This window comes from Salinibacillus aidingensis (assembly GCF_055393355.1).
Window position 1 is genome coordinate 2,699,379 of the sequence record NZ_AP043759.1, and the last position, 23,558, is coordinate 2,722,936.

Annotated in this window: 21 protein-coding genes; 5 read left to right on the plus strand and 16 right to left on the minus strand. The window is 43.0% G+C overall.

Annotation, left to right across the window (positions count from 1 at the left end; genetic code table 11):
- The first annotated feature begins 6 nt into the window (after positions 1–6).
- Complete coding sequence (locus ACZ5OK_RS14250; RefSeq protein WP_343837847.1) at positions 7–1,014, plus strand: Gfo/Idh/MocA family protein; 1,008 nt, start codon at positions 7–9, stop codon at positions 1,012–1,014.
- Positions 1,015–1,084: 70 nt separating this feature from the next.
- Here ACZ5OK_RS14250 and ACZ5OK_RS14255 read toward each other — a convergent pair whose 3' ends face one another.
- The 11 genes from ACZ5OK_RS14255 to ACZ5OK_RS14305 form a co-directional block, all read right to left on the minus strand.
- A complete protein-coding gene (locus tag ACZ5OK_RS14255; protein ID WP_044162967.1) occupies positions 1,085–1,912 on the minus strand; it encodes a carbohydrate ABC transporter permease in 828 nt (275 codons plus the stop codon).
- Positions 1,912–2,844: a carbohydrate ABC transporter permease gene (locus ACZ5OK_RS14260; protein WP_343837850.1), complete on the minus strand. Its 933-nt coding sequence runs from the start codon at positions 2,842–2,844 to the stop codon at positions 1,912–1,914. The genes ACZ5OK_RS14255 and ACZ5OK_RS14260 overlap by 1 nt, the downstream gene beginning before the upstream one ends.
- 139 nt (positions 2,845–2,983) lie before the next feature.
- Complete coding sequence (locus ACZ5OK_RS14265; protein ID WP_425542182.1) at positions 2,984–4,297, minus strand: ABC transporter substrate-binding protein; 1,314 nt, start codon at positions 4,295–4,297, stop codon at positions 2,984–2,986.
- A 90-nt stretch (positions 4,298–4,387) separates the two neighbouring features.
- Complete coding sequence (locus tag ACZ5OK_RS14270; protein ID WP_343837852.1) at positions 4,388–5,812, minus strand: response regulator; 1,425 nt, start codon at positions 5,810–5,812, stop codon at positions 4,388–4,390.
- Positions 5,809–7,260, minus strand: a complete 1,452-nt coding sequence (locus ACZ5OK_RS14275; protein WP_343837855.1) for a sensor histidine kinase — start codon at positions 7,258–7,260, stop codon at positions 5,809–5,811. The genes ACZ5OK_RS14270 and ACZ5OK_RS14275 overlap by 4 nt, the downstream gene beginning before the upstream one ends.
- Positions 7,241–8,254: a sugar-binding protein gene (locus tag ACZ5OK_RS14280; RefSeq protein ID WP_343837858.1), complete on the minus strand. Its 1,014-nt coding sequence runs from the start codon at positions 8,252–8,254 to the stop codon at positions 7,241–7,243. Before ACZ5OK_RS14280 ends, ACZ5OK_RS14275 begins: the two co-directional genes overlap by 20 nt.
- A gap of 20 nt (positions 8,255–8,274) precedes the next feature.
- Positions 8,275–9,783 carry a UDP-glucose--hexose-1-phosphate uridylyltransferase gene (gene galT / locus ACZ5OK_RS14285; protein WP_343838995.1) on the minus strand — a complete coding sequence of 503 codons (1,509 nt, stop codon included), beginning with the start codon at positions 9,781–9,783 and terminating at the stop codon, positions 8,275–8,277.
- Positions 9,784–9,896: 113 nt separating this feature from the next.
- Positions 9,897–10,886, minus strand: coding sequence for a UDP-glucose 4-epimerase GalE (galE, locus tag ACZ5OK_RS14290; protein ID WP_343837861.1), 990 nt, complete (start codon positions 10,884–10,886; stop codon positions 9,897–9,899).
- 48 nt (positions 10,887–10,934) lie between these two features.
- Positions 10,935–12,092 carry a galactokinase gene (locus tag ACZ5OK_RS14295; RefSeq protein ID WP_343837863.1) on the minus strand — a complete coding sequence of 386 codons (1,158 nt, stop codon included), beginning with the start codon at positions 12,090–12,092 and terminating at the stop codon, positions 10,935–10,937.
- Between the two features lie 69 nt (positions 12,093–12,161).
- Positions 12,162–13,265, minus strand: coding sequence for an ABC transporter ATP-binding protein (locus ACZ5OK_RS14300; protein ID WP_343837866.1), 1,104 nt, complete (start codon positions 13,263–13,265; stop codon positions 12,162–12,164).
- Positions 13,266–13,977: 712 nt separating this feature from the next.
- Positions 13,978–14,874, minus strand: a complete 897-nt coding sequence (locus tag ACZ5OK_RS14305) for a PucR family transcriptional regulator (protein ID WP_343837871.1) — start codon at positions 14,872–14,874, stop codon at positions 13,978–13,980.
- A 274-nt stretch (positions 14,875–15,148) separates the two neighbouring features.
- Here ACZ5OK_RS14305 and recQ point away from each other — a divergent pair, with 274 nt between their 5' ends.
- From recQ to ACZ5OK_RS14320, 3 genes are read left to right on the plus strand one after another with little or no spacing between them, the layout of a single operon-like run.
- Positions 15,149–16,951 carry a DNA helicase RecQ gene (gene recQ, locus ACZ5OK_RS14310; RefSeq protein WP_343837873.1) on the plus strand — a complete coding sequence of 601 codons (1,803 nt, stop codon included), beginning with the start codon at positions 15,149–15,151 and terminating at the stop codon, positions 16,949–16,951.
- Between the two features lie 30 nt (positions 16,952–16,981).
- Complete coding sequence (locus ACZ5OK_RS14315) at positions 16,982–17,482, plus strand: GNAT family N-acetyltransferase (RefSeq protein WP_464758208.1); 501 nt, start codon at positions 16,982–16,984, stop codon at positions 17,480–17,482.
- Positions 17,448–17,660, plus strand: a complete 213-nt coding sequence (locus ACZ5OK_RS14320) for a hypothetical protein (protein ID WP_464758209.1) — start codon at positions 17,448–17,450, stop codon at positions 17,658–17,660. The genes ACZ5OK_RS14315 and ACZ5OK_RS14320 overlap by 35 nt, the downstream gene beginning before the upstream one ends.
- Before the next feature lie 200 nt (positions 17,661–17,860).
- On the opposite strand, the gene ACZ5OK_RS14325 is transcribed toward ACZ5OK_RS14320, so the two are convergent.
- The 4 genes from ACZ5OK_RS14325 to nagA all read right to left on the minus strand — a co-directional run bounded on the left by ACZ5OK_RS14325 (position 17,861) and on the right by nagA (position 20,695).
- Complete coding sequence (locus ACZ5OK_RS14325) at positions 17,861–18,088, minus strand: short-chain dehydrogenase (RefSeq protein WP_464758211.1); 228 nt, start codon at positions 18,086–18,088, stop codon at positions 17,861–17,863.
- A gap of 71 nt (positions 18,089–18,159) precedes the next feature.
- A complete protein-coding gene (locus tag ACZ5OK_RS14330; RefSeq protein WP_343837882.1) occupies positions 18,160–18,441 on the minus strand; it encodes a hypothetical protein in 282 nt (93 codons plus the stop codon).
- Between the two features lie 325 nt (positions 18,442–18,766).
- Entirely contained in the window at positions 18,767–19,510 is a 744-nt protein-coding gene (nagB, locus tag ACZ5OK_RS14335; RefSeq protein ID WP_343837884.1) for a glucosamine-6-phosphate deaminase, read from the minus strand.
- A gap of 3 nt (positions 19,511–19,513) precedes the next feature.
- Complete coding sequence (gene nagA / locus ACZ5OK_RS14340; RefSeq protein ID WP_343837887.1) at positions 19,514–20,695, minus strand: N-acetylglucosamine-6-phosphate deacetylase; 1,182 nt, start codon at positions 20,693–20,695, stop codon at positions 19,514–19,516.
- A gap of 107 nt (positions 20,696–20,802) precedes the next feature.
- On the opposite strand from nagA, the gene ACZ5OK_RS14345 reads away from it, so the two are divergent.
- Positions 20,803–21,531, plus strand: a complete 729-nt coding sequence (locus ACZ5OK_RS14345; protein WP_343837890.1) for a GntR family transcriptional regulator — start codon at positions 20,803–20,805, stop codon at positions 21,529–21,531.
- A gap of 308 nt (positions 21,532–21,839) precedes the next feature.
- Here ACZ5OK_RS14345 and ACZ5OK_RS14350 read toward each other — a convergent pair whose 3' ends face one another.
- Positions 21,840–23,489 carry a M4 family metallopeptidase gene (locus tag ACZ5OK_RS14350; protein ID WP_343837893.1) on the minus strand — a complete coding sequence of 550 codons (1,650 nt, stop codon included), beginning with the start codon at positions 23,487–23,489 and terminating at the stop codon, positions 21,840–21,842.
- Positions 23,490–23,558 lie beyond the last annotated feature (69 nt).

Consider the following 23,558-nt stretch of genomic DNA (forward strand, 5'->3'; position numbering starts at 1 on the left):
TTGGCTATGAATACGATTAAAGTAGGAATTATTGGTTGCGGATCGATCACACGCTTTAGGCATGCGCCTGAATATGCTGAAAATCCTTATGTGGATGAAATCGTTTTTTATGACCGGCATGTTGAACGTTCAAAGGCTTTAGCTGAAGAATTCGGTGGACGTTTTGTCGTGTCTGTTGAAGAACTATGGAATGATCCTGAAATCACAGCCATTAGTGACTGCTCTTCAAATGAGAACCACCATCTCAATACGTCAGAAGCACTTAGAAACGGAAAGCATGTGTTATGTGAAAAACCATTGGCGGTCAGTGTAGACAAAGCTGAGCAGATCCTGGAAGCTCAGCAGAAATCAGGAAAGAAGCTGATGGTCGATCATAATCAGCGTTTTACAAAAGCACATCAAAAAGCAAAAGAATTGATTGCATCTAAAGAACTTGGGGAAGTATTGACATTTAAAACTTCATTTGGGCATCAGGGACCCGAGCATTGGGGAGTAAATAAATCCAATTCTACATGGTTTTTTAAAAAAGAACGTTCCCATTCCGGAGTAGCCGGAGATTTGGGTGTACATAAAATTGATCTTATTCATTATTTGCTGGATGATGAAATTACAGATGTGCATTCTTTTACAGGGGCTCTCGACAAGGTGGATGAAAACGGAAAGCCCATCGAAGTGTGTGATAACGTAGTCTGTGCGTTAAAGACACAAAAAGGCCGTTTAGGTACCGCCTCCTTTTCCTGGACTTACTATGGTTCTGAGGATAATACCACAACCATTTATTGTGAAAAAGGAATTTTAAAAATCTATCATGATCCTGAGAATCAATTAATTGTGGAGACTAAAGATGGAGAAGTTATTCAGTATCAACTGGAACCTATTCAAACCAATGATAACCAGACAAAAACCGGAGTGATCGATGCGTTTATTGATGCAATTATCCAGGATAAAGAGCCCGTAGTAACAGGGAAAGATGCCGTCAGTTCACTAAAGGTACTGGAAAAAATACTCCAATAAAAAACCGGACGCTTCATGCGTCCGGTTTTTTATTGGCGCTTTAGAACTTTAAAACATGTGGGGACAGTCCCTAGCCTTTCACCGACCCGGCAAGTAATCCGCGGACGAAGTATTTTCCGAGAATCATATAAACGAGTAAGGTTGGCAGGGCGGCGATAAATGCTCCGGCCATTTGAACGTTCCATTGGACAATCTGGCTTCCGGACAGGTTCTGCAAAGCGACCATAACCGGCTGCTGATCAGACTGGGTAATCGTTACAGCGAACAGGAATTCATTCCAGATATTTGTGAACTGCCAGATCGCTACCACCACAAAGCCTGTAATCGACAGGGGAAGAATAATATGCCGGAAGATTCCTAAAAACCCTGCACCATCGATCCGGGCTGATTCCAGCATTTCATCCGGTATATTCGCATAAAAGTTCCGGAACATAAGTGTCGTTATCGGAAGGCCATATACGACATGAACAAAAATCAGTCCTAAAATGGAATTATATAAACCGATCGTATCAAGAAACTGAATTAACGGGATTAAAATACTCTGGTAAGGAATAAACATCCCAAAAAGAATAACGGTAAATAAGGTTTCCGATCCTTTAAACTTCCATTTGGAAAGCACATAGCCATTCATAGCTCCCAGCAGAGCCGATAATAATGTCGCGGGAATGGCCAGATAAAAGCTGTTCAAAAAGTTCGGCCCTAATTCTTCAAATGCCTGTACATAACTGCTGAAGTCGATTGAGGTTGGGAGTGCCCACATTTGTGACAATGAAATTTCATCAAGGGGCTTCAGACTCGTGACCAGAATGACGTAAACAGGCATTAAGAAGAATAATGCCAGAACGATGAGAATGAAATATTTTAATAGTCTTGCAAAGTAATGGGATGGTGTCGTCATTATGAATCAGCCCTCCTATTGTTCCACAAGTAAGGAACGATGAAAATGGCAACCGCAAGCAGCATGATAATGGCAATGGCCGCTCCGTGTGCATAATAGTTCCCTCTGAATGTGGTCTCGAACATATACAAGCCAGGTACGTCTGTGACAAAGTTTGCTCCAGGACCTGTCATAGCATAGATCAAGTCGAATATTTTCAGTGAAATATGGGCCATCATAATAACCACACTGGCCGTAATCGGGCGTAACTGCGGAAGGATAATCTTCCGGTAAATCTGAAGCTCACTGGCCCCATCCATACGAGCTGCTTCTCTCAGCTCCTCAGGAATTCCGCGCAGTCCTGCCAGATACATTGCAAGCGCAAAGCCTGTCATCTGCCAGGCAGAAGCAATCACAATGGACAGAATAGCGACCGGGACACCGAATTCTATTTGTCCCCATTGGAAGCCGGCTAAAATATTTGTATCTGTATACCATAACGGCTCTATGCCAAAGGTCTTTAAAAAGTTATTCACCCCTGTAGAAGGGTTTAACAGCCACTGCCAGACAACCCCGGTAACGACGAACGACAGAGCCATCGGAAACAGGAAGATATTCCGGAAAAACGATTCTCCTTTGATTTTTTTATCCAGTAAAATCGCCAATCCTAATCCGAGGATAATAACCGCACCGATGAATAATATGGTGAAAAAGAGCATATTCCGTAAATCTGACTGGAAGCGGAAGTCACTGAATAAATACAGGTAGTTTTTCAGGCCGGCAAAGGAAAAGTCCGGAACGATGGTATTCCAGTTACTTAATGACACATATCCTGTCCAGCTGATAAATCCATAAACGAATACTAAAATTAAAAGAATGGAAGGCGCAAGAAATCCTATTGCCAGCCACTGATCTTTGCTGAATTTCTGTTTCGTTTTCTGTTTTGTTGCCATCACCTTGCCTCCTTAAGTGGAATCGGAATGAGCGATTCCAGACGAAACCTTCATGCCCATTCAAAAGTAGGAAAGAAACACCCCATTCCCATCAAACCATGGGATGGGGTGTTTATAAGAGCCGTAATCGTTCAGCTCATTAAAACTCTGAAGAAGCATTGACTAATGCACTGACTAACTGATTAACGTCACGTTGTGTAACAAAGATATTTACAGCCTGGTTCATCTTCGTCAGGAACCCTTCAGGTGCAGCGGAGCCGTGCGCGATACTTGGCGCAAGGGCATCTGCATTCTTGAAGTCATCCATGGCATCTTTACCATATTCGTCATACTTGGATTCATCTGCATCCACCCGGGCCGGAATGGAGCCTTTTAATGGATTAAAGGTGTCCTGTCCTTCAACAGAAGCCAAGACCTTCAAAAATTCCTTCGTTTCTTCTTCATTTTCAATTCCTTTAGGCAAGCCGAATGTGTCGGTGATGACCATAAACAACCCTTCAGTCTCCGGAGTTGTCACATAGCCAAAGTCTTCGTTAACCGTTAAGTTTAGATCATTACTAAAGTATCCTTTTGCCCAGTCTCCCATTACCGTCATCGCTGCTTCTCCTTCTGCTACGAGCTGTGCAGCATCCTGCCACACACGGGAAGCATGGTCATCATTAATGTAATCAAGCATTTGACCAAATGTTTCAACAGATTCTACAACTCTTGGATCATCAAAAGCGACATCACCAGAGAATAATCCTTTATAGTCATCCGGACCTAGTTTAGCCAGTAAAATGTTCTCGAGAATTTGTGTAGCCGGCCAGGAGTTCTTATCCCCTAAAGCCAATGGAGTAACCCCTGCTGCTTCCAGCTCATCAGCTGCTGCGAAGAATTCATCAAATGTAGTAGGTACTTCAATACCGTTCTCTGCAAACACAGCTTTATTGTAGAAAATTACATTACTGCGATGAATATTTACGGGTACGGAGTAAATATTTCCATCATCACTGACCAGGTCAATTAAGTCCTGAGGAAATTTATCCATTAAATCATTTTCCTCATAAAAGTCATTTAATGGTTGCATTTTACCTGCTGCCACCCAGCTGGCGTTCAGCTCTTCACCACCGTGCACCTGGAAAGTGGATGGTGGATCGTCCCCTTGCATACGGCTGGCAAGAACAGCTTTTGCATTCGTTCCTGCACCCCCGGCAACCGCTGCATTTTCCACCTCAATATCAGGATGCTTTTCCTTGAATAAATCAATTAATGCCAATAAACCATCCTCTTCACCTGCACCTGTCCACCAACTGAAAATTTCAACGGTCGTTCCTTCTTCGCCGCCCTCACCACCGTCTGATTCTTCATCAGAGCTTGCAGCATCATCGGAACTGCAGGCAGCAAAGATCAGGGCAGTCATAATCAGTACTGTTAATACCCAAATCTTTTTCAATTTGTGTTCCCCCTTCATCTTAATATATGATAACGTTTACAATTCCTATTATATAAATCTATGAAACAACCCAGGCATATAAATTCCTACACTATTTTATGAATTTCTTCATATTTTTAAGATTTGCTTCTGGAATTGTTTAGGGGAAAGCTGTTCATGCTTTTTAAACACCCGGCTGAAATAATTAGGGTCCTTGTAACCTACTTTGAAGCTGATTTCCTTCAGGCTTAATGTATTTTCTTTCAATAGTTGCTTGGCCTGCCGCAAACGAATATCTGTCACATAATCGATAAAGGTCTGCCCTGTCTCTTCTCTGAACATATTTGAAAAATAATTGGCACTAAGGTCCACATACTGAGCAACCTCTTCTAAGGATACAGGACGGTGATAATGCTCGCCGATATACTCCTTTGCCCGTTCAATATACCGGTAGGATTGATGGTGCTGCTGAATTTCAAGGCAGCAGTACCCAATAAATTTCTTCCATTCCGTCTCATTCTTATAATCTTTTAAACGGATCTCTTTTATATCAATTCCTGATGCTTCCAGCCTGTGCTTGACTTTAAAATAAAGCTCCTCCAAATCCTGTGGGGATTGAGTGAATAAAAGCTCTTCTATCACCATGGTTGCCTGCTGTTCATGGCCCATCTGAATGGCTGACAGGAACTGCTCAACCATTGCATCAGCATCCTCGGCCTGTTTTCCTTTAGGCAGGCCATAGCCGGACTTCTGAGAACTGAGCAATTGCTTGCATGCCTTCACCGATTCATAATAGGATTGGGAGAAATCCTTCAGCTGAGCATACGGAAAACCTGCTCCGATGGATACGCTGGAATCCAATTTCAGATAGAGCAGGCGGGCAAACAGCAATATGTCACTTTTCTGCAGCTGCGTTTCCGCAAGAAGAAGGATGACAAGCTGATCATTCTGCCTGTGCGTGATACAGGATTGTCCATTCATCTCCTCTACATAGTCGTCCACTTTATCCATCAAGTCATCATGGATGGGCTCCAGGATGAAAAAGCAGCCACTTTTCACATTCGGGAAATACTCCTTCTTAAGCCTCTTTAATGATTCATCATACTCATAGCGGGTGATTTTTAACAAAAAATGCTCCTTTGCGATCAGTTCTGACTCATCTTCCTTTTGTGCCCATTGCTTCTCCCGTTCGATTTCTTTCCGGATTCGGGAAATGGCCTTAATCGTTTCCTCCTTTTTACTCGGTTTTAAAATATATTCCTTAACCCCAAGCTTCATGGCTGTTTTGGCATAATCAAAGGAATCGTAGGCAGAGGCAATGATAAACTTCATCCGGGGAGCCAGCTGCTGAATGGCTTTTATCGTTTCTAGACCATCGATTCCAGGCATTCGAATATCCACAATCATAAAATCAGGGGACAGTTGCCGGGCCATTTCTATAGCTTTTCGCCCATTTGGAGCTTCCTCAACCGTTAAACCAGGAAAGCTTTCCTCTAAAAATTTTCGCATCGCCTTGCGCTCTAAGTATTCATCCTCGACAATGATTGTTTTCATGCACTTGCTCCCCCCTTTTCCCTGCTTATCGTGTTCGGAAGTTTTAAGCGAATCATCGTTCCAGCTCCCACTTCCGAATCAATTTCTACTATATCCTCCCGCTGGTAAAATAATTGCAAACGCCGCAGTACATTTTTCAGTCCGAGACCTGTGGAATGCCCCGTATGTTCATCCACTGGTTCCTCCTTCGACAGATTGATAAACGGTTCGATTTGTTCAGGGGACATCCCTGCACCATTGTCGGATATTTCTACCATGATATGATCCTGTTCTCGATAGACAGTTAAGGAAATCCTTCCACCCTCTTCCTTTTTCTCAATGCCGTGAATAAACGCATTTTCAATTAATGGCTGCAATGTGAGACGTGGAACAGGGATGTCAAGACAGGATTCATCCACCTTCTGTAAAAACGTCATTCGATCCGCAAATCGCGTCTGCTGGATATAAAAATATTCTTCTACCACCTGTACCTCATCCCGCAAAGCAACGGATTTATCCAGATCCCCTAAACTGTGACGGAGAATGGTGGAGATCGACTCAATTAATCTTGTTGTGGACGTTGCATTTTCCAGGTAGGACATCCGGGCAACCGTGTTCAGAGTATTAAATAAAAAGTGAGGATTGATTTGATTTTGCAGATGCTTTAACTCGAGTTCTTTTAACAGCTGGTCAAGCTCGGACTTCTCCTTGATTTCCTGAAACAGTCGCTGGATATTCGTGCGCATCTGATTAAAGGTATCCCCCAGTAGCTTCAGTTCATCATTGGACTTAATCTCAATTTCAGGACCATTCAGCTTTCCCTTTGAAACCTCTCTTGCTCCATGCCATAAGGAGCGGATGGGACGATTAATCCCTCTGGAAAACCAGAGAGCAGCTCCAATGGCCAGCAATACTGTCGTTAAGAACAGAAAGATGGTAAACGATTTAAACGCTTCATTCCGCTGGGCCAGTTCCTGATAGAGATCCTGATATTCGGTCAGTTCAAGATCGATTAATTGAAGGGTGGTTTCCTGAATATAATTGGACGTCTCCCGGGCTTCCTGCAGATGGAGGGTGTATTTCTCTATATCGTTTCTCAGCATAAAACCTGCTGTCATTTCGGTTTCCTGTACGAGCGTTTCAATCATATGGATATGCTTATTCAGCTGCACATCCTCCACCCCTGTCAGCTGTTCATTAAGCCGCTCCTTTTCCTGAACGATTTCTGACTTTGTCTTATAGAAGGCTTCAAAATCCTGCTCTTCACCGGTTAAGACAAACTGATTGACCTTATCATATAAGTCAATTGATTTCTGGGATACACGATTTAAAATTAAAAATCGTTCAATACTCGTATGATATTCATTCAGGAGCCGGTCACTGCTGAAATAAATCAGGACCGAAACGACGTTAAAGAGGAGCACAAATACAAAAAAATAAGCCATAAGTTTACTGCGAATTGATTTCATAGCTGTACTCCTCCCCATACTTGGCTTTATGGATGTCCTCTTTGTATAAAATGGATGAAGGTGTATATTGAACAGGCTCAACATACTTGCTGTTCCCCGCATCTAAAAGAAGGTTAATTCCGGTTTTCCCCATTCTGTACGGATGCTGAACGATGGTCGCATCGATGATTCCATCCCTCATCAAATCCAGCGTCTTCGGCAGGGTATCGAATGTAACAATATATGGGTTCTGCTTTCTGTTCGTCTGCGTGATCGCCTGGGAGATTCCAATCCCGGCCAATACGTTCGTTCCAAAGAAACCATTAATCTCTGAATGTTTTTTCAAAGCCTGATAGGTTGCCTGGGCAGCTCCAACAATGGAAATATTTGATTCCTCAATCGTTATCACCTGTACCCGCTCTTCATTATCAATCGCCTTCTGAAAGCCTTCAATGCGCTTTTGCTGATTAGGGGATTCCGAGCGTCCGATAATGATAGCAACGTTCTGTTTTCCTGTTGTCTCATTCACAAAGGCTTCTCCAGCCAGGTAGCCCGCACGAAAATTATCCGTGCCTACATAGGCATTCCGCTCACTTTTTGGATTATCCGCATCCACGGTAACGACAGGAATCCCTTTTTCCCGGGCCAGATGAACCAGTTCGACAAAGCGTTCTCCTTCCATTCCTTGTGTCAGGATTCCGTCCACCTTCGCATCAATCGCCTTATCCAGTGTCCGGAACTGCTCCTCCTCACTGGTCTGGGCACCTCCCACGTATTCCAGATAAGCATGATGCTGTTCGGCTGTCTCCATGGCTCCCTCTCTGACCAGATGCCAGTACTCACTTCCTTTTTCTTCAGGAATAAGGACAAAATGATAATCATAATTCTGGGCTTGGGATACCTCCATCTGATCTAAATGAAACGTCTGCTTGCCAAAGTACAGCGTATAGCCAAAACAAATAATAAATAGAAGAAAACCAATCGAATAGCCTAAATAAACGGAAATATCCTTCATCCTCATCACCTTTTAGTTCGTTAAAGCGTTTGCAAAAATCGCTGCAACGCACGCCTTCCTTCTGCATTCTTTTTAAAGACCCCGGCATGCTCGAGGACCGTCTGAAACACCTTACCTGTCTCATGCTTTAGCATCGTATGGATATTATCCAAACCGGACATATCATAGGTTTCCATAAGACGTCGTGCCCAATCGCTATGTTTTTGTGTATCTGGATCCTTCCTGATTTGGGAAAGGGCATCTGGTCCAGAAAGATAGTGGGCCAGTTTTTCCAGTTCACCCTTCAGGCGGCCAGGCAAAACAGCCAGACCCATCACCTCTATTAATCCAATATTCTCTCTTTTAATATGATGAACCTGCTCATGGGGATGAAAAATTCCTAATGGGTGCTCCTCACTTGTGCGGTTGTTGCGCAGAACGAGATCAAGCTCATAAAATTCATCTCTGCGCCGTGCTATAGGCGTAATCGTGTTATGACGCTCCCCATTCGTCTCCTTCAAAATTCCTGTCTCAGGATCCTCATAATCCACCCAGTTTTGCAAAATATGATCCGCTGCAGCTGTAAGGTCAGCCTTGGAGAATCCCTGGAGCCGAATCACAGACATCGGCCAATGAAGAATTCCCGCCTTCACTTCAGGAAATTTTTTGATGTGAAAAGTTTCTTCATATCCGGCTTCAGCCATTGGAAATTCATGCTGTCCCCCCTGATAATGGTCATGATTTAAAATGGAACCACCTACAATAGGTAAATCCGCATTGGACCCGAGGAAAAAATGCGGAAATTGCTCCACAAAGGCGAGCAATCTCCGGAACGTCGATGCTGATATTTTCATCGGACGATGCTCTGCCGAAAATACGATGGCATGCTGGTGATAATAGACATAGGGAGAATATTGAAGATACCACTGCTCCCCATTCAGTGTTACAGGGATCACCCGGTGATTCTGCCGGGCCGGGTGCTGACTGCGCCCGGCATAGCCCACATTGTCCTTACACAGCACACAGGCGGGATAGTTGGAATTATCTTTCTTTGCCCTGACAACATCCCGTGGATCCTTTTCCGGCTTGGACAGATTGATAGTGATTTCCAGCTCCCCATACGGCGTCCTGCTGAGCCAATGCTCGTTACGTTTCACACGATTGGTCCGAATATAATTGACATCCCGGCTCAGCTGATAAAAATAATCCGTAGCCCGTTCCATTCCAAGCTCTGAACGGATTTTCTCAAATTTGTGAATGACCGTGGATGGGTGAGGAACGAAAATTCCCATTAATCTGGTATCCAGAAGGTCACGTTCAGTAACCGTATCCGGCGAGAAACGTCCATGCTTAGCAGCCCAGTTCAGAATCGATTGCAAAACAGGGACAGGGTTGTCAAGCTGCTCATTCTCCACTTCAACCCTTTCCCAGTTCTGCAGGTCTAGAGCGTCCAGCAGCTGATTGCGGACAAATTCCACATCCCATTTTTCAATTAGTCCTTTTTCAAGTCCGTATTGGATTAAACGCTCCAGCTCTTTATAAATATGGATACTCATCTGAAGCCTCCCTTTCATGTGGGATTTTGCCAAATAGCTTCCTTCGCTTATTTACAAAAAAAGCCCCAAAATCACAGGGCTTCATTCCATGCCAGTTCTATCAAGTATTAATCCTCATAGCCACCAGGATGATTCCGGAACCAGTTCCAGGCAGAGCCGATCATCTCGTGCAGGCTCTCACGCTTTGGATTCCACCCGAGGATTTTCTTCGCTTTTTCTGATGAAGCCACCAGTTTAGCCGGGTCACCTGCACGGCGCGGAGCTACCTCAGCAGGAATCTCCTTCCCTGTTACCTCGCGAGCCGTTTCAATGACCTCTTTCACACTAAAGCCCTGGCCACTTCCCAGATTGAAGGCACCACTTTCACCACCGGCCTTCAAATTCTCCAGTGCAAGAATGTGGGCATCGGCTAAATCCGTCACATGAATATAGTCCCGCACACAGGTACCATCGGGTGTATCATAGTCATCCCCGAAAATGGAAATGCTGTCCCGATTCCCCAAAGCAACCTGCAAAATAATCGGAATGAGGTGGGTTTCCGGATGGTGATCCTCTCCCAGCAGTCCATTGGTATGAGCACCCGCCACATTGAAATAACGAAGCGCTGTGTACTTCAACCCATGAGCCTGAGCGGACCATTTCATCATTTTTTCGATGGCAAGCTTGGTCTCCCCATAAGGATTGGTTGGTTCAGTTGGATCCGACTCGAGAATCGGAATATGTTTCGGTTCGCCATAAACGGCTGCTGTGGATGAACAGACAATCGTATCCACGTTAAACTTTTTCATCGTCTGCAGCAGCTTTAAAGCACCATAAACGTTATTATCGTAATAGCTCAACGGCTGCTCGACACTTTCTCCTACAAGAGAGTTGGCTGCGAAATGAACGACGGCTTCTATTTCATTCTCCTCAAAAACCCTATGTAAAAAATTTTCATCACGGAGATCTCCACTGTAAAATTTTGCCTTATTCAGCACGGCCTTTTCATGACCCTTCTGAAGGTTGTCGATGATAATCACTTCATAGCCTTTATCCATAAGTTCAATAGCGGTGTGACTCCCTACATAACCAGCGCCACCAGTTACCAACACGGACATTTTCACATTCCTCCTGTTTATCGCAATCTTCATTCATCTATCTTTATTTTAGAGTTCACGGGCCCCGTCTGCAATGGCAACAGCGTAAAAGGATGGCTCCAGGCCGGTTTTTTCCCGATATTTCCGGAACACATTCCTGATAAATTCCTCCTGCCTGGATGATTCCACCACGTTCACCATACAGCCGCCAAAGCCCGCACCCGTCATTCGGGCTCCAAGCGCTCCATATTCCCAGGCTGCTTCCACTAATGTGTCCAGCTCCGGACCTGTCACTTCATAGTCATCCCGCAAAGATTGATGAGATTCGTTCATTAACTGCCCAAAACGTCCAAGATCCCCGTTCACGAGAGCATGATGGGCATTAAGGGTGCGCTCATTTTCTGAAATCGCATGGCGGGCCCGCTTCCGGTCTGTTTCATCGGGAATCATCTGCTCACACTGCCGGAATTCATCAAGAGTCAGGTCACACAGATTCTGAACATTATACGCCTGCTGCAGCGCCTGTAACGCCCGTTCACATTCCTGCCTGCGCTCATTGTATTTTGAATCAGCCAGTCCCCTTTGTTTATTCGTATTTGCAATCATTAAGGTCAGTCCATCGAGTTTGATTGGACTATAAGAATACGCAAGGGTCTTGCAATTTAATAGTACGGCATGATCCTTTTTCCCAAAACCTATCGAAAATTGATCCATAATTCCGCAATGAACCCCGACAAATTGATTTTCTGCCTTTTGAGCCATTTTCACAAGCTCCAGCATATCCAGGTTAAAGTGAAATAGCTGATTGACCAGCACAGCTGTGGCAAGTTCAATGGATGCTGATGAGGATAGCCCAGCACCATTGGGGATATTTCCTTCAAACACAACCTCAAACCCTGAATTAAGTGTGTACCCAGCCTGCTGAAACTGTGCAATGACACCTTTGGGATAATTCCCCCAGTCATCCTCGTCCCGGTAATATACATGTTCCAGGTCAAATTCGATCCGGTTCTGGTCGGGAAAATTAACCGAATACATTTGAACCCTTTGATCCGGACGCTTACGGACAGTTGCATAAGTCCCAATGTTTAAGGCACACGGAAATACATGGCCTCCATTGTAATCCGTATGCTCACCGATGACATTTACACGCCCGGGTGCAAAAAAACTGCGTGTGTCTTCCAGGCTCCCAAATAATCTCTGGAAAGCTGAATCTCGATTCTCCATGCTCCTCACCCGCCTTTTTCCATAGTAATTAGACCTCCGTCCATGATTATGGGAGGCTGTCTCCATTTTTTACGAATCAATGCGTTCTTCTGTTTCTTTGTCAAAGAAGTGAGCCTTACTCATGTCAAAGGCAAGCTGAATCGTTTCTCCACCCTGAAGATCTGTACGGGAGTCCACGCGAGCCACAAATTCCTGCTCCCCCACCTTTGAATATAAAATCGTCTCAGAACCCATCAGCTCTGCCACTTCAATATTTGCAGATATGGCTGTTTCAGGAGACGCTTCCAGAAAGGCTGTATCATCATGGATATGCTCCGGACGAGTACCCAGAATCACTTCTTTCCCCACAAGCTGTTTCTCTTTTAAAACGTCCAAGCGCTCTTGCGGAACTTTTATCTTTTTATCCTCCAACTGCAGAAATCCATCCTCTGTTAATGTACCTTCCAGAAAGTTCATGGCCGGCGATCCGATGAATCCGCCCACAAACATATTATTCGGCTTATCATAAACCTCTTTCGGAGAGCCCACCTGCTGAATGACCCCATCCTTCATCACCACAAGTCTGGTTGCCATCGTCATGGCCTCCGTCTGATCATGGGTAACATAAATGGTCGTCGTCCTGAGGCGCTGATGCAGCTTCTGAATCTCCGCACGCATTTGGACCCGCAGCTTAGCATCCAGGTTCGACAAGGGCTCATCCATTAAAAACACCTTGGCATCACGGACAATCGCACGACCTAAAGCCACACGCTGGCGCTGACCACCTGACAGAGCCTTAGGTTTCCGTTTTAAATAATCCTCAAGCCCCAGGATTTTGGCCGCTTCCTGGACACGCTCATCAATCTCTTTTTTATTAAACTTCCGCAGCTTTAATCCAAAAGCCATATTGTCATAAACATTCATATGGGGATAAAGGGCATAATTTTGAAACACCATCGCGATATCCCGGTCTTTCGGGGTCACATCATTCATGCGCTTATCATCAATATAAAGAACCCCATCGGTAATTTCCTCCAGACCCGCAATCATACGAAGAGTGGTTGATTTTCCACAGCCTGACGGACCGACAAACACAATAAACTCCTTATCCTGAATATCCAAATTAAAATCCTTAACTGCCTCTACATCTCCATCATAAACCTTATACACATGATCCAGTTTTACATCTGCCATAGGTTAACCTCCTCAATTATGTAAACGCTTTTTCATCTTATTATCAGTCTACTTAACTTCTTCAGGAAACGAAATAGACACTGTGCACAAAAATATCCGGCTTATTTGTGCAGGCTGCCTTGGCGGGGATTCTATTTAACAAAATTCCGGTACAGGAGGAGAGTGATATAAGCATGAGATTAGGGCAGGGTGTGAATTTCAAAATTGAGGGTATAGGCGGCTCGTATGACAACAAAAATCCCTTTCCGGCCATTTTATTAAATGATCAGAAAGGGATTACTCTTCGACCTTGTTTAATGTATCCATCAGAACCTTACTACCTCCATACTATCAATTTTTATTTATCATTGTTGATCACCTCAATTTAATAGTAGATGGTTTATAATCTTCTTGACTCAATTAAGCTTTCCATTTCATAAATATTCATTTCCATTCTCCTTTCTGTTTTAAATTTTTCCTAACGTTACTTGATCCGTTTTTCTCTGATCAGCCGTTCCAGTTCATAAATCGTATACTGCATGTTTCTCACCTCTTGTAACTTGATGAGTTCAGTATACGTTCTCCCCGCCTTTTGCTTAACGGCAGGCAGCACGAAATTCATTCAGCCTGAAGACCGATATTGTTATGAGACCATTGTCCGGAGTTTGTCAGGAATTTTACTGTTTCAGGCACTGGAGCGAGGGTAACGAAAAAAAGCCAAAAAAATACCGGATTAAACATCCAGCATTTTTAAGGCTAAATAACAGACGATTGCTCCCTGAAAGGTTTTAATATCAATCTGTGTCCGGTCTATAAATTTATCAATTCGGTATTGAAGACTATTCCGATGCATGTACATTCGTTTTGCCGCTTCCGTTATATTTGAATTTGCTTCCAGATAAGTCTGTACCGTTCTTAACAGCTCCTGATCATCCTTTGCTTCTTTCAGGAGGAGGGCGGCTACTCGTTCTCTTTCTTCTCTGGCAAGCTTTGAAACCAGTAATGGAGGAAGAACATCTGCAAGTTCCGACACGTATTCCGTTGAGTGCTGAAACGCAAAATCTGCGGTCTGCTTCATCCATGTAAATGATTTCCGGACATCGGTTCCATCCATCTCCGGCAATCGTTCCCCAACAAACAAATGAATATTGACGGATAAATCACTCATCAATAGTTCTATCACATTGTGCAGATCAACTACGTCTTCTCTTCCACCTTCAAATTCTTCAACAATCACACCGGACTGCTGATCCAGCCACAGCAGAGAGACTTCATGAGGAAAAATTCCTTTTAACCCTTCATCTATTAAGCTTGCGTCTATTTGTCCGGTATTCAGTCTGAAGAAAATAAACCGGAAAGGACGATCAGCCGGGGTACTTCCATTTCCCTCCCCGAGCAAAGTCTGACTCCAGAACCTTTCCTGCTCGGTTCGTTCCCGCTCTACTGCCTCAGCTCTTTTTAAAACAGAGGCTAACAGGATCTCGTCATGATCGGTCAATTCCTCCTTGCTTATCCCAAATACCTGACCCTTCTCCCCTTCAAACCAGGTATATCCATCAACATTCAGCTCCATATCCGGTCTCCACCTGATTAGCGACGGATACAACTCCTTCACCTTCTCCCAATTCATATAAATCCTCCCCCTTTTTCGGGACTGTCCCCACATGCTTTAAAGCGCTAAAGAACTTCAAATGTGATGAAATTCAATATTCATTGATGCTTTCAAGGCTTTTTTTGAGTTTCTTAGAAGGAAACTTTCATGTTTGAACACGCATACAAAGCAACGATCCTTTTTCACGAACTGTACGCCATGTACCGATCAATGATAAAATATAGAAAATAAACGTCACGAACTTAAATCCTGGTGTCTGATCTGTGTTTTCAATAGGAGGCCGCAAAACAATATGCTAAACGAAGCGACAAACGTATTAAATCAAACATTTGGGTACACCGAGTTCCGAACCGGACAAAAAGATATTATTCAGCAAATGCTGGATCAGCAAAACACACTTGGCATTATGCCGACAGGCGGCGGTAAATCCCTGTGCTACCAGATTCCGGCCTTAGTTCTTTCGGGGACAGCTATCATTATATCCCCCCTGATTTCCCTTATGAAAGATCAGGTGGACGCCCTGCATGCCAATGGAATCTCGGCTACATTTATTAACAGCAGCCTGACTGTTCCGGAGATTGATCAACGTCTGGAGGACATCCAGGCCGGTATGTATGAAATGGTGTTTGTGGCCCCGGAACGATTTGAATCCCGCTTTTTCCTGCAGACGATTCAGGAGACGGAGATTTCCTTAATTGCCTTTGATGAGGCCCATTGTATTTCCCAGTGGGGACACGATTTCCGGCCCAGCTACCGGTCTATTATTCCGGTCCTCAAAGAACTGAATCAGCGTGCACCTCTCCTTGCCCTGACAGCAACAGCAACAAAAGAGGTTGCCCGGGATATTACCGAATTACTCGACATCCCGCGTGAAAATGCCGTGTTTACAACCTTTGCAAGGGAAAATCTGTCTTTTCAGGTTATCAAAGGAGGCAATAAGCGGGATTTTATTCTTAATTATATCAAAAGACGTCCCAATCAATCAGGCATTATTTATACTTCCACCCGAAAAGAAACCGATCAGCTCTATGAATTCCTCCGTAAGCAAAATTTTTCTGTCGCGAAATATCATGCAGGACTTTCAGAAGAGGAAAAGAAGGAAGCCCAGGAGCAGTTTATTCTTGATAACATTTCGATTATGGTAGCGACAAATGCTTTTGGTATGGGCATTGATAAATCCAATGTGCGGTTTGTAATCCACTACAACATGCCCAGGAATATCGAATCCTATTATCAAGAGGCTGGAAGGGCTGGAAGAGACGGGGAGGATAGTGAATGCTATCTGATGTTTTCCCCGCAGGACGTTCAAATCCATAAATTTTTAATTGAGGAGAGCAATCTAAACGAGACGCAGCGGACACAGGAATACGCCCGCCTTCAGCAAATGGTGCAGTATTGCCATACTGAAAGCTGCCTGCAGTCCTATGTGCTAGAGTATTTCGATGATCCAAGTTCGTTCCATCGATGCGAAAAATGCAGCAACTGCACCGATCAACGGGAGCAGGTCGACATGACGAAAGAAGCCCAGATGATCTTTTCCTGTATTAAACGAATGAACGAAAGATTCGGGGTTACCCTCGTTGCCCAGGTATTAAAAGGGTCCAAAAATAAACGAATGAGAGAGCTCGGCTTTCAGAACCTTTCTACATACGGGCTTATGAAAAATCGCCGGGAAAAGGAAATCGTGGAGCTGGTCAATTATTTACTGGCGGAAGGGTATTTAAAATTAACCGATGGAAAATATCCCGTTGTTCAGCTTACACAAAATGTCCTACCTATCCTTAAAGGGGAAGCCAAGGTTTATAAGAAAATGACCATTGTTAAACAACAGCAGACGGAAGGTGATGAGGAGCTCTTTGAAAGATTACGAACTCTTCGGAAACAGCTGGCTGATGACGAAGGAGTTCCACCTTATGTCGTTTTTTCTGATGCAACCTTAAAGGAAATGACAATGTACTACCCGGAGGACCAAAACCGTTTGCTGGCGATTAAAGGGGTAGGACAGGCTAAGCTTGATAAATATGGAGAGATCTTTTTAGAAGCTATCCACTCCTATGTCTCGGAAAAGGATATGGATGCAGTAAGCAAATCGTAAATAGAACTTGGTAAACAGGAGGAGAGGAACATGGAAAATGAAATCCGGATACGTCCACTGGAAAAAGACGACATCCCTTTCATGCACAAATTGTATAACCAGAAAAGCATTATGGACTACTGGTTTTTGGAAGCTTATTACCCGCAGGACAGAATTACGAGTGGGTATGAACAGATGAAGGAATCGGACAGGCATCGACGTTTTGTCATCTGCAAGGATGAAGAGAACATCGGGCTGACCGGTCTTTATGATATTGAGCCGATCCATCGTAATACAAAATTCGGCATTATGATGGACCCTGCCTATCAGGGAAAGGGCTATGCAACAAAGGCTACGGAAATGATGGCAGACTATGCATTCCGTATCCTGAATTTACATAAAGTGAAACTTCCATCGGTGGGGGTTTTCTCCATCCCCCACCGATGGTTAGTTGAACTTATCAGGTTTTTACTGGCCGTTTATCCCCCACTTAGTCTTGTTAGGTTACCCTCAAAACTTGAATTGGGGGTATTACGGCCAGTTAATACGTGATAAAGTCCATCTGGTCGTAGCCAAAGAAAATAAAAAGGCGATCCACATTTATGAAAAAATCGGCTTTCATATAGAAGGAGAGATGAAAGAGCATTTCTATTTGAACGGAAGCTACCATGATGCCTATATGATGGCGATTTTTCAGGACGAATGGACTGGGAAAAGCTTGAATCAGTGAAGGCTTTCTATATCCCCCACTGATGGTTAGTTGAACTTTATCAGGAATTTACTGGCCGTTTATCCCCACTTAGTCTTGTTGGACTACCCTCAAGACCTGAAGTGGGGGTATGCGTGATAAAACCTGCTACTTAGAGGGGATTATGTTTTGTTTCACTAAAGTCATCTATTGCTAAGTACATACCATAATATATGGTTGAATTATTGATTATTCCTCACATCCTCACTGGATATTTCATACTTTCCCGAATAAGCATTCTCATAAAAATCAACAATCCATTGGTTTTTATCAAGAATGAAATGACTGACTAACATGGCAAGAAAAAATGATATGGTCGGAAAGCTGGTTGTCAGTGTTCCTGCAACAACCCGGAATAAAAATACTGATAAAAATATAAGCGCAATGAAATAGACTAACCCTTTTTTCATGAATATCCCCTCACATCACATTTATTATTTATTAAATAAAAAGAACTCCTATTAAAAAACTACTAACTTTCTTAAAGATTAACCTCATTAGCGGATGAAAGGGGCCATAAAAGCATCAAAACTGAACAGGAAATCAGAAAAATACCGACTTTTTTCGGAAGTATTGCTTTTCCTTTCCCCTTATAAAATCCAGAAAATTGAAGTTTATTTCTATACAACACAAAAAGCAAAATAATAATTGCAAGCCCTGCTAACCAAGAGCCATTGGTGTTATTTAAACTTATCCCCATACTTGTATAAACAATCTTCAATAAACCTCCTATTGCAACACCGAAGAATAAGAATATAGCCATTATACGCAATAATTCTAAAAATACTCTAATCAAATTCTTCACCTCATTATGAGTTTACAGAAAAACTTTTCTTTTAATATCCTGCTTCGTTAACACAAAATCCTTTCCACTTAATTTTAACACAAAATTCTAACAACTTTTTGCAATAATTATGGGCCGACCTTTGTGATCCTGATTTTTTAAAATACCAAGAGTTAAATAAGAAACCCATTTAGAGCAAAAAAATAGCACCGCTTCTCCTGCTCAGCCACAGGAGAAGCGGCGCATTATCATTTTCGGAGTTATTCATGTTCGTTACAAATAATAGAAATGTCATACGCTGTCCTTAACTATGCACATGCTCCCGAATATGAACACATGCTTCTTCATCCGCAATAATCGTAACCTGCGGGTGCTGTTTCAATACAGAGGCCGGGAAGTCTTCACTGATTTCCCCATTTATTAATCTGGCCAGTGCCTCTGCTTTTTTTGCACCTGATACCAGTAATACGATTTCCTTACTTTCCATAATGGATTCAATGCCCATGGTGATGGCCTGCGTTGGAACATCCGCTTTTGATTCAAAAAATCTTGCATTCGCCTCGCGGGTGCTTTCATCTAAATCCACCACATGGGTCCTGCTTGAAAACGGAGTCCCTGGCTCGTTAAAACCGATATGGCCGTTTAACCCAAGTCCTAAAATTTGCACATCCACATCGCCGGCCTGCTTAATGGAAGCTTCATAATCCCGGCATTCCTGCTGAAGATCACCAGCTGCGCCATTAGGCAGATGCACATTTTCGATGGAGAGATCTACATGCTTAAATAATTTTTCATTCATATAATAATGATAGCTGTTCGGATCCTTCCTCTCCAAACCGACATACTCATCCAGGTTAAACGTTGAAACATCCTTGAAGGAAACCGCTCCTTCCTGATATTTTTCAATCAGCTGCTTGTACAGGCCTTCAGGGGTTGACCCGGTTGCCAGTCCAAGAACAGGCTTTTGGGCTGCCTGAATTTTATCTACAAGATACCCGCATGCTTTTTCACTCATCGTCTGATAATTCTTAACCCTAATTATATCCATCGCTCATTCTCCTTTATATGCAATCGTTCCCCGACACAGACTGTATTGAATATTCAAATCATCATCTATGAGTAAAATATCTGCATCTTTCCCCTTCGAAATGCTTCCTTTCCGGTCATAAACATCGACTTGTTTTGCCGGATTCACAGCCGTCATTTTAATGATGTCCCGGATGTCTGCATCATTAATCTCGAGCATACGCTTGGCAGCATCCCGCATTTTTAAGATACTACCGGCCAATGTCCCGTTTTCCAGCACTGCTTTCCCATTCGAAACGATGACAGGCTGGCCTCCTAATTCGTAATCACCATCCGGTAAACCTTTTGCCCGCATCGCATCGGTGATTAAAATTAACCGATCGCTACCGACATTCCGGTAAATTAATTGCAGCATTTCCGGAGCTACATGGACACCATCTGCAATCAATTCCGCTTGCAAATTCTCCAGCTGGAATGCGGCCCCTACAGCACCAATGTCCCGATGATGAATCCCATTCATTTGATTACAAAGGTGGGTTAATTGATGCAAGCCAAAAGGAATAGCTCTTTTTATTCCTTCAAAATTCGCATCTGTATGACCCGCAGAGACATTCACACCTTGGGAAGCCAATTCCTGCATAAACGAACCATCCGTATCGTGCTCAGGGGCCATCGTAATGGTTCGAATCGTATTTCCGGACATCTCCTGCCATTTCTTAAACTTTTCTAAATCCGGCTCTAAAATGTGTTCCTGAGGCTGAGCACCCGCTTTGGATTTCTCAACAAACGGACCTTCCAGATGCACACCAATCATCTCTGCATACCCGTCCTTCTGTTTATAATTCTCAGCATTGGCTAATGCTTTCTCAATGTTTTCTGTGGAGTTCGTCATCGTGGTAGCCAGAAAGCTTGTTGTCCCTTCTTTTGGTAAAAAGGACGCCATCGTATCCAATGCTTCCTCTGTGGAATCCATAGCGTCCGCTCCATATGCCCCGTGAATATGTCCGTCAATAAAGCCCGGAATCGCTGTCATTTCAGAGCCATCAATGATACGGGCATCTTCCGGTATGGTCTCACTTTCCTCGTTCATTCGATCAATTGATTGGATAACACCATTATTAATAAGGATGTTTCCATTAGAGATAGCTTCATCTTCTGTATAGATTGTTACATTTTTTATAAGCAAAGGTTGATTGCTCAATGTCATTCTCCCCTTTCAAACACTTCTAGTGGTCTAGACCTCAAGTTGTACATTTTTATAATTTTTTGATAAAATTTCTCATATTAAAAGACTTACATTAGGGGATGCTTAAGATGATTAATAAAAATTCACCCATACCTATTTATTACCAGCTGGAACAGGAAATAAAGACATTTATCGAAAGCAATATATACGCACCTGGAGATTTTCTTCCCTCCGAACGTGAACTGGCAGAAAAGTACGAGATCAGCCGTATGACTGTACGACAGGCGATCAATAACCTGGTCAACGAAGGACTTCTATACCGTGAAAAAGGCAAAGGTACCTTTGTTGCTGAGAAAAAATTTGAACAGGACCTGTCCGGCCTTACCAGCTTCAGTGAAGAAATGAATAACCGTGGCTTAACGCCATCAAGCCAGCTGCTGAATTTTCAGCTGATGTACGCAGATCGCAAAGTTGCTGCTGCCTTAAACATAGATTCATCCGATTTAGTATATGAAATGAAACGCATACGCTTTGCAGATGATGAACCTGTAGCCCTGGAATTCACTTACACACCGCAAAAAAGAATAGGTGAATTGACACAGGAAGATATTCATATGTCTTTTTATGAATTCATGGAAAATAAACGCCAGTTCTCCATTGCATATGGCGATCAGTCCATTGAAGCATCTCTTGCCAATGAAGAAGAAATTCAGCTGCTAAAAATTGATCATGGAGATCCAGTACTCGTTATTCAACGGACGACCTATCTGGAAGGCGAAAATACACCCATTGAATATACAAAATCAGTTTACAGGGCCGATAAATACAAGTTTAATATTCGAATGCCCCGGAGTTAGGTGGATTTATCCCTATCATCCGATTCGAATGTATGCTTGATTTGAAGGACTCATTTAGTAGCTTCCCCCATAAGTCCACTCCTACAATATCTTGTTTCATTTTTATTTTAACGCCTTACAGGTTAAAAATCAAACTAGAAGTATACATGTCTATACCAGTTATGTGATATCTCACTTTTTTTATAAGAAACTTCACTCACTTAATGTCATCTACCGGATGGTCTTATTACCAAAAATAGAGACGGTAATGATAAAACATTACCGTCTCTATTAAAGATGAAAACTTGCTTTACTTTAAAGAAGTAGTATTAATAGATTCCAACCTGATCAAAGCCATCTTTTACAGCCATTACTTCCTCGCTGCTCTCCCCATATAAATCTTCTGCTGACTGTACGATTGCCTTCCTTGCATCACTGAAGTTGGAAGTTGGTGTTAAATAGGTGGTCAGGGCACGATAATAAATGTGGCCGAGCTTGTCCTTTCCAAGCTGTTCACCAATGAGATAGGCAGCGTGATTAGTGATGGATGAATTAATATGAACCCCGCCATTATCAATATCAAGTGGCAGATCATAAAATTCATTCATATGTTCAGGATACTGGCCATCACCAAAAGGAGCGATGTCATCAGATACCGGATACTTATCAGGGTTACTTAAGCTGCGCAAAGATGTCCGGCCACTTTCTTTTGCTTCAGAAGCCATGATATCCTCCCCAACTTCCCAATCATCCGCATCAATAAGAGCGCCAAACACGTCGGCAAAGGACTCATTAAGAGCACCGGATTGATTACGATAATTCAGGTTAGCTGAGTGAGTGATGACTCCATGGGTCATTTCATGTGCGGCCACATCAAGACCTGCGGATAAAGGAACCATAAATTCACCATCTCCGTCACCATAAGTCATAAAGCGGCCATTCCAGAAAGCATTGTTATAGTTTTCACCAAAATGAACATAGGAGATAATCGGCATTCCTTCCCCATCCAGAGAGTTTCGGTCATGTTCATTTAAATAATAGTCATATACCTTTTCAGAATTATAGTGAGCATCCACGGCTGGGCTAGCATAATCAGACACCCATGCGTTACTATTATTTTCAAAAAGATCACCTGTATTATGGTCAAATGTGTAAATACCCTCTAAATTCTGATGAGTTTCGTCGTAGAGTTTAAAAACACTCTCCTGTCCAGATTGTGTTTCTTTTGTCGTATGAAGAGTTCGCTGTTCTCCATGAACCCCTTGTCCAATTCCATTTATCGCTTTTTTCTTCATGTCATCGGCATGCAATAACGCATTATACTGATCGACAACTTCTCCTGTATTCGCATCCACAAATACAAACCAGTTTCCAGGTTGATCACCGAGGAAGTTTAAGTTTACTTTGTACGTTAACGTATTTTGGCCTTCAAAGGTATAGACCACTAGTTCTGAAGTTGGCTTATAGGTTAGAGATTCAGGTGCTTTGACAGCTGACTTTGCAATGGTTACGGCTTCACTTGCTGTTAAATCGGCATTTGTTTTTACATCAGCATTTTTTACCGCCTGATTGTGATGCCCATTCACCGCAACCACTTCATTCTGTTTATTGAAGTGAACGATAATTTCCGTTCCCTCAACAGGTACATCCTTTTCTGTCTGCTGGAAGCGAACGTGAGTCATACCCAGCTTATCCTTTTGAACATTTTTCACCTTAAAATTTTTCTTCGGGTTCCTGATCCCCAGCTTTTTCTCATTTTCAGCCAAATAATTAAGAGCATGTTGCGAGGAGCTGCCTTTTTGCTTCTCAGCCAGTTTCTCTTCTACAAACAGGGGAACATTCGCATTTTGATTCCACACAGTCCCGCTTTCTGCCTTTGCTGTTTCCAGAGAGTTCTGCGGCTGAGCCAGTACACTATTCGCAGATCCTAAAACAACCGCTGACGATAGAATAATTGGTAGTACAAACCTTTTTTTCAAATAAATACCTCCTTTGATTTATGAACTATATTATAGAATAATAGTTTATCTATTGCATGATTATTTTGA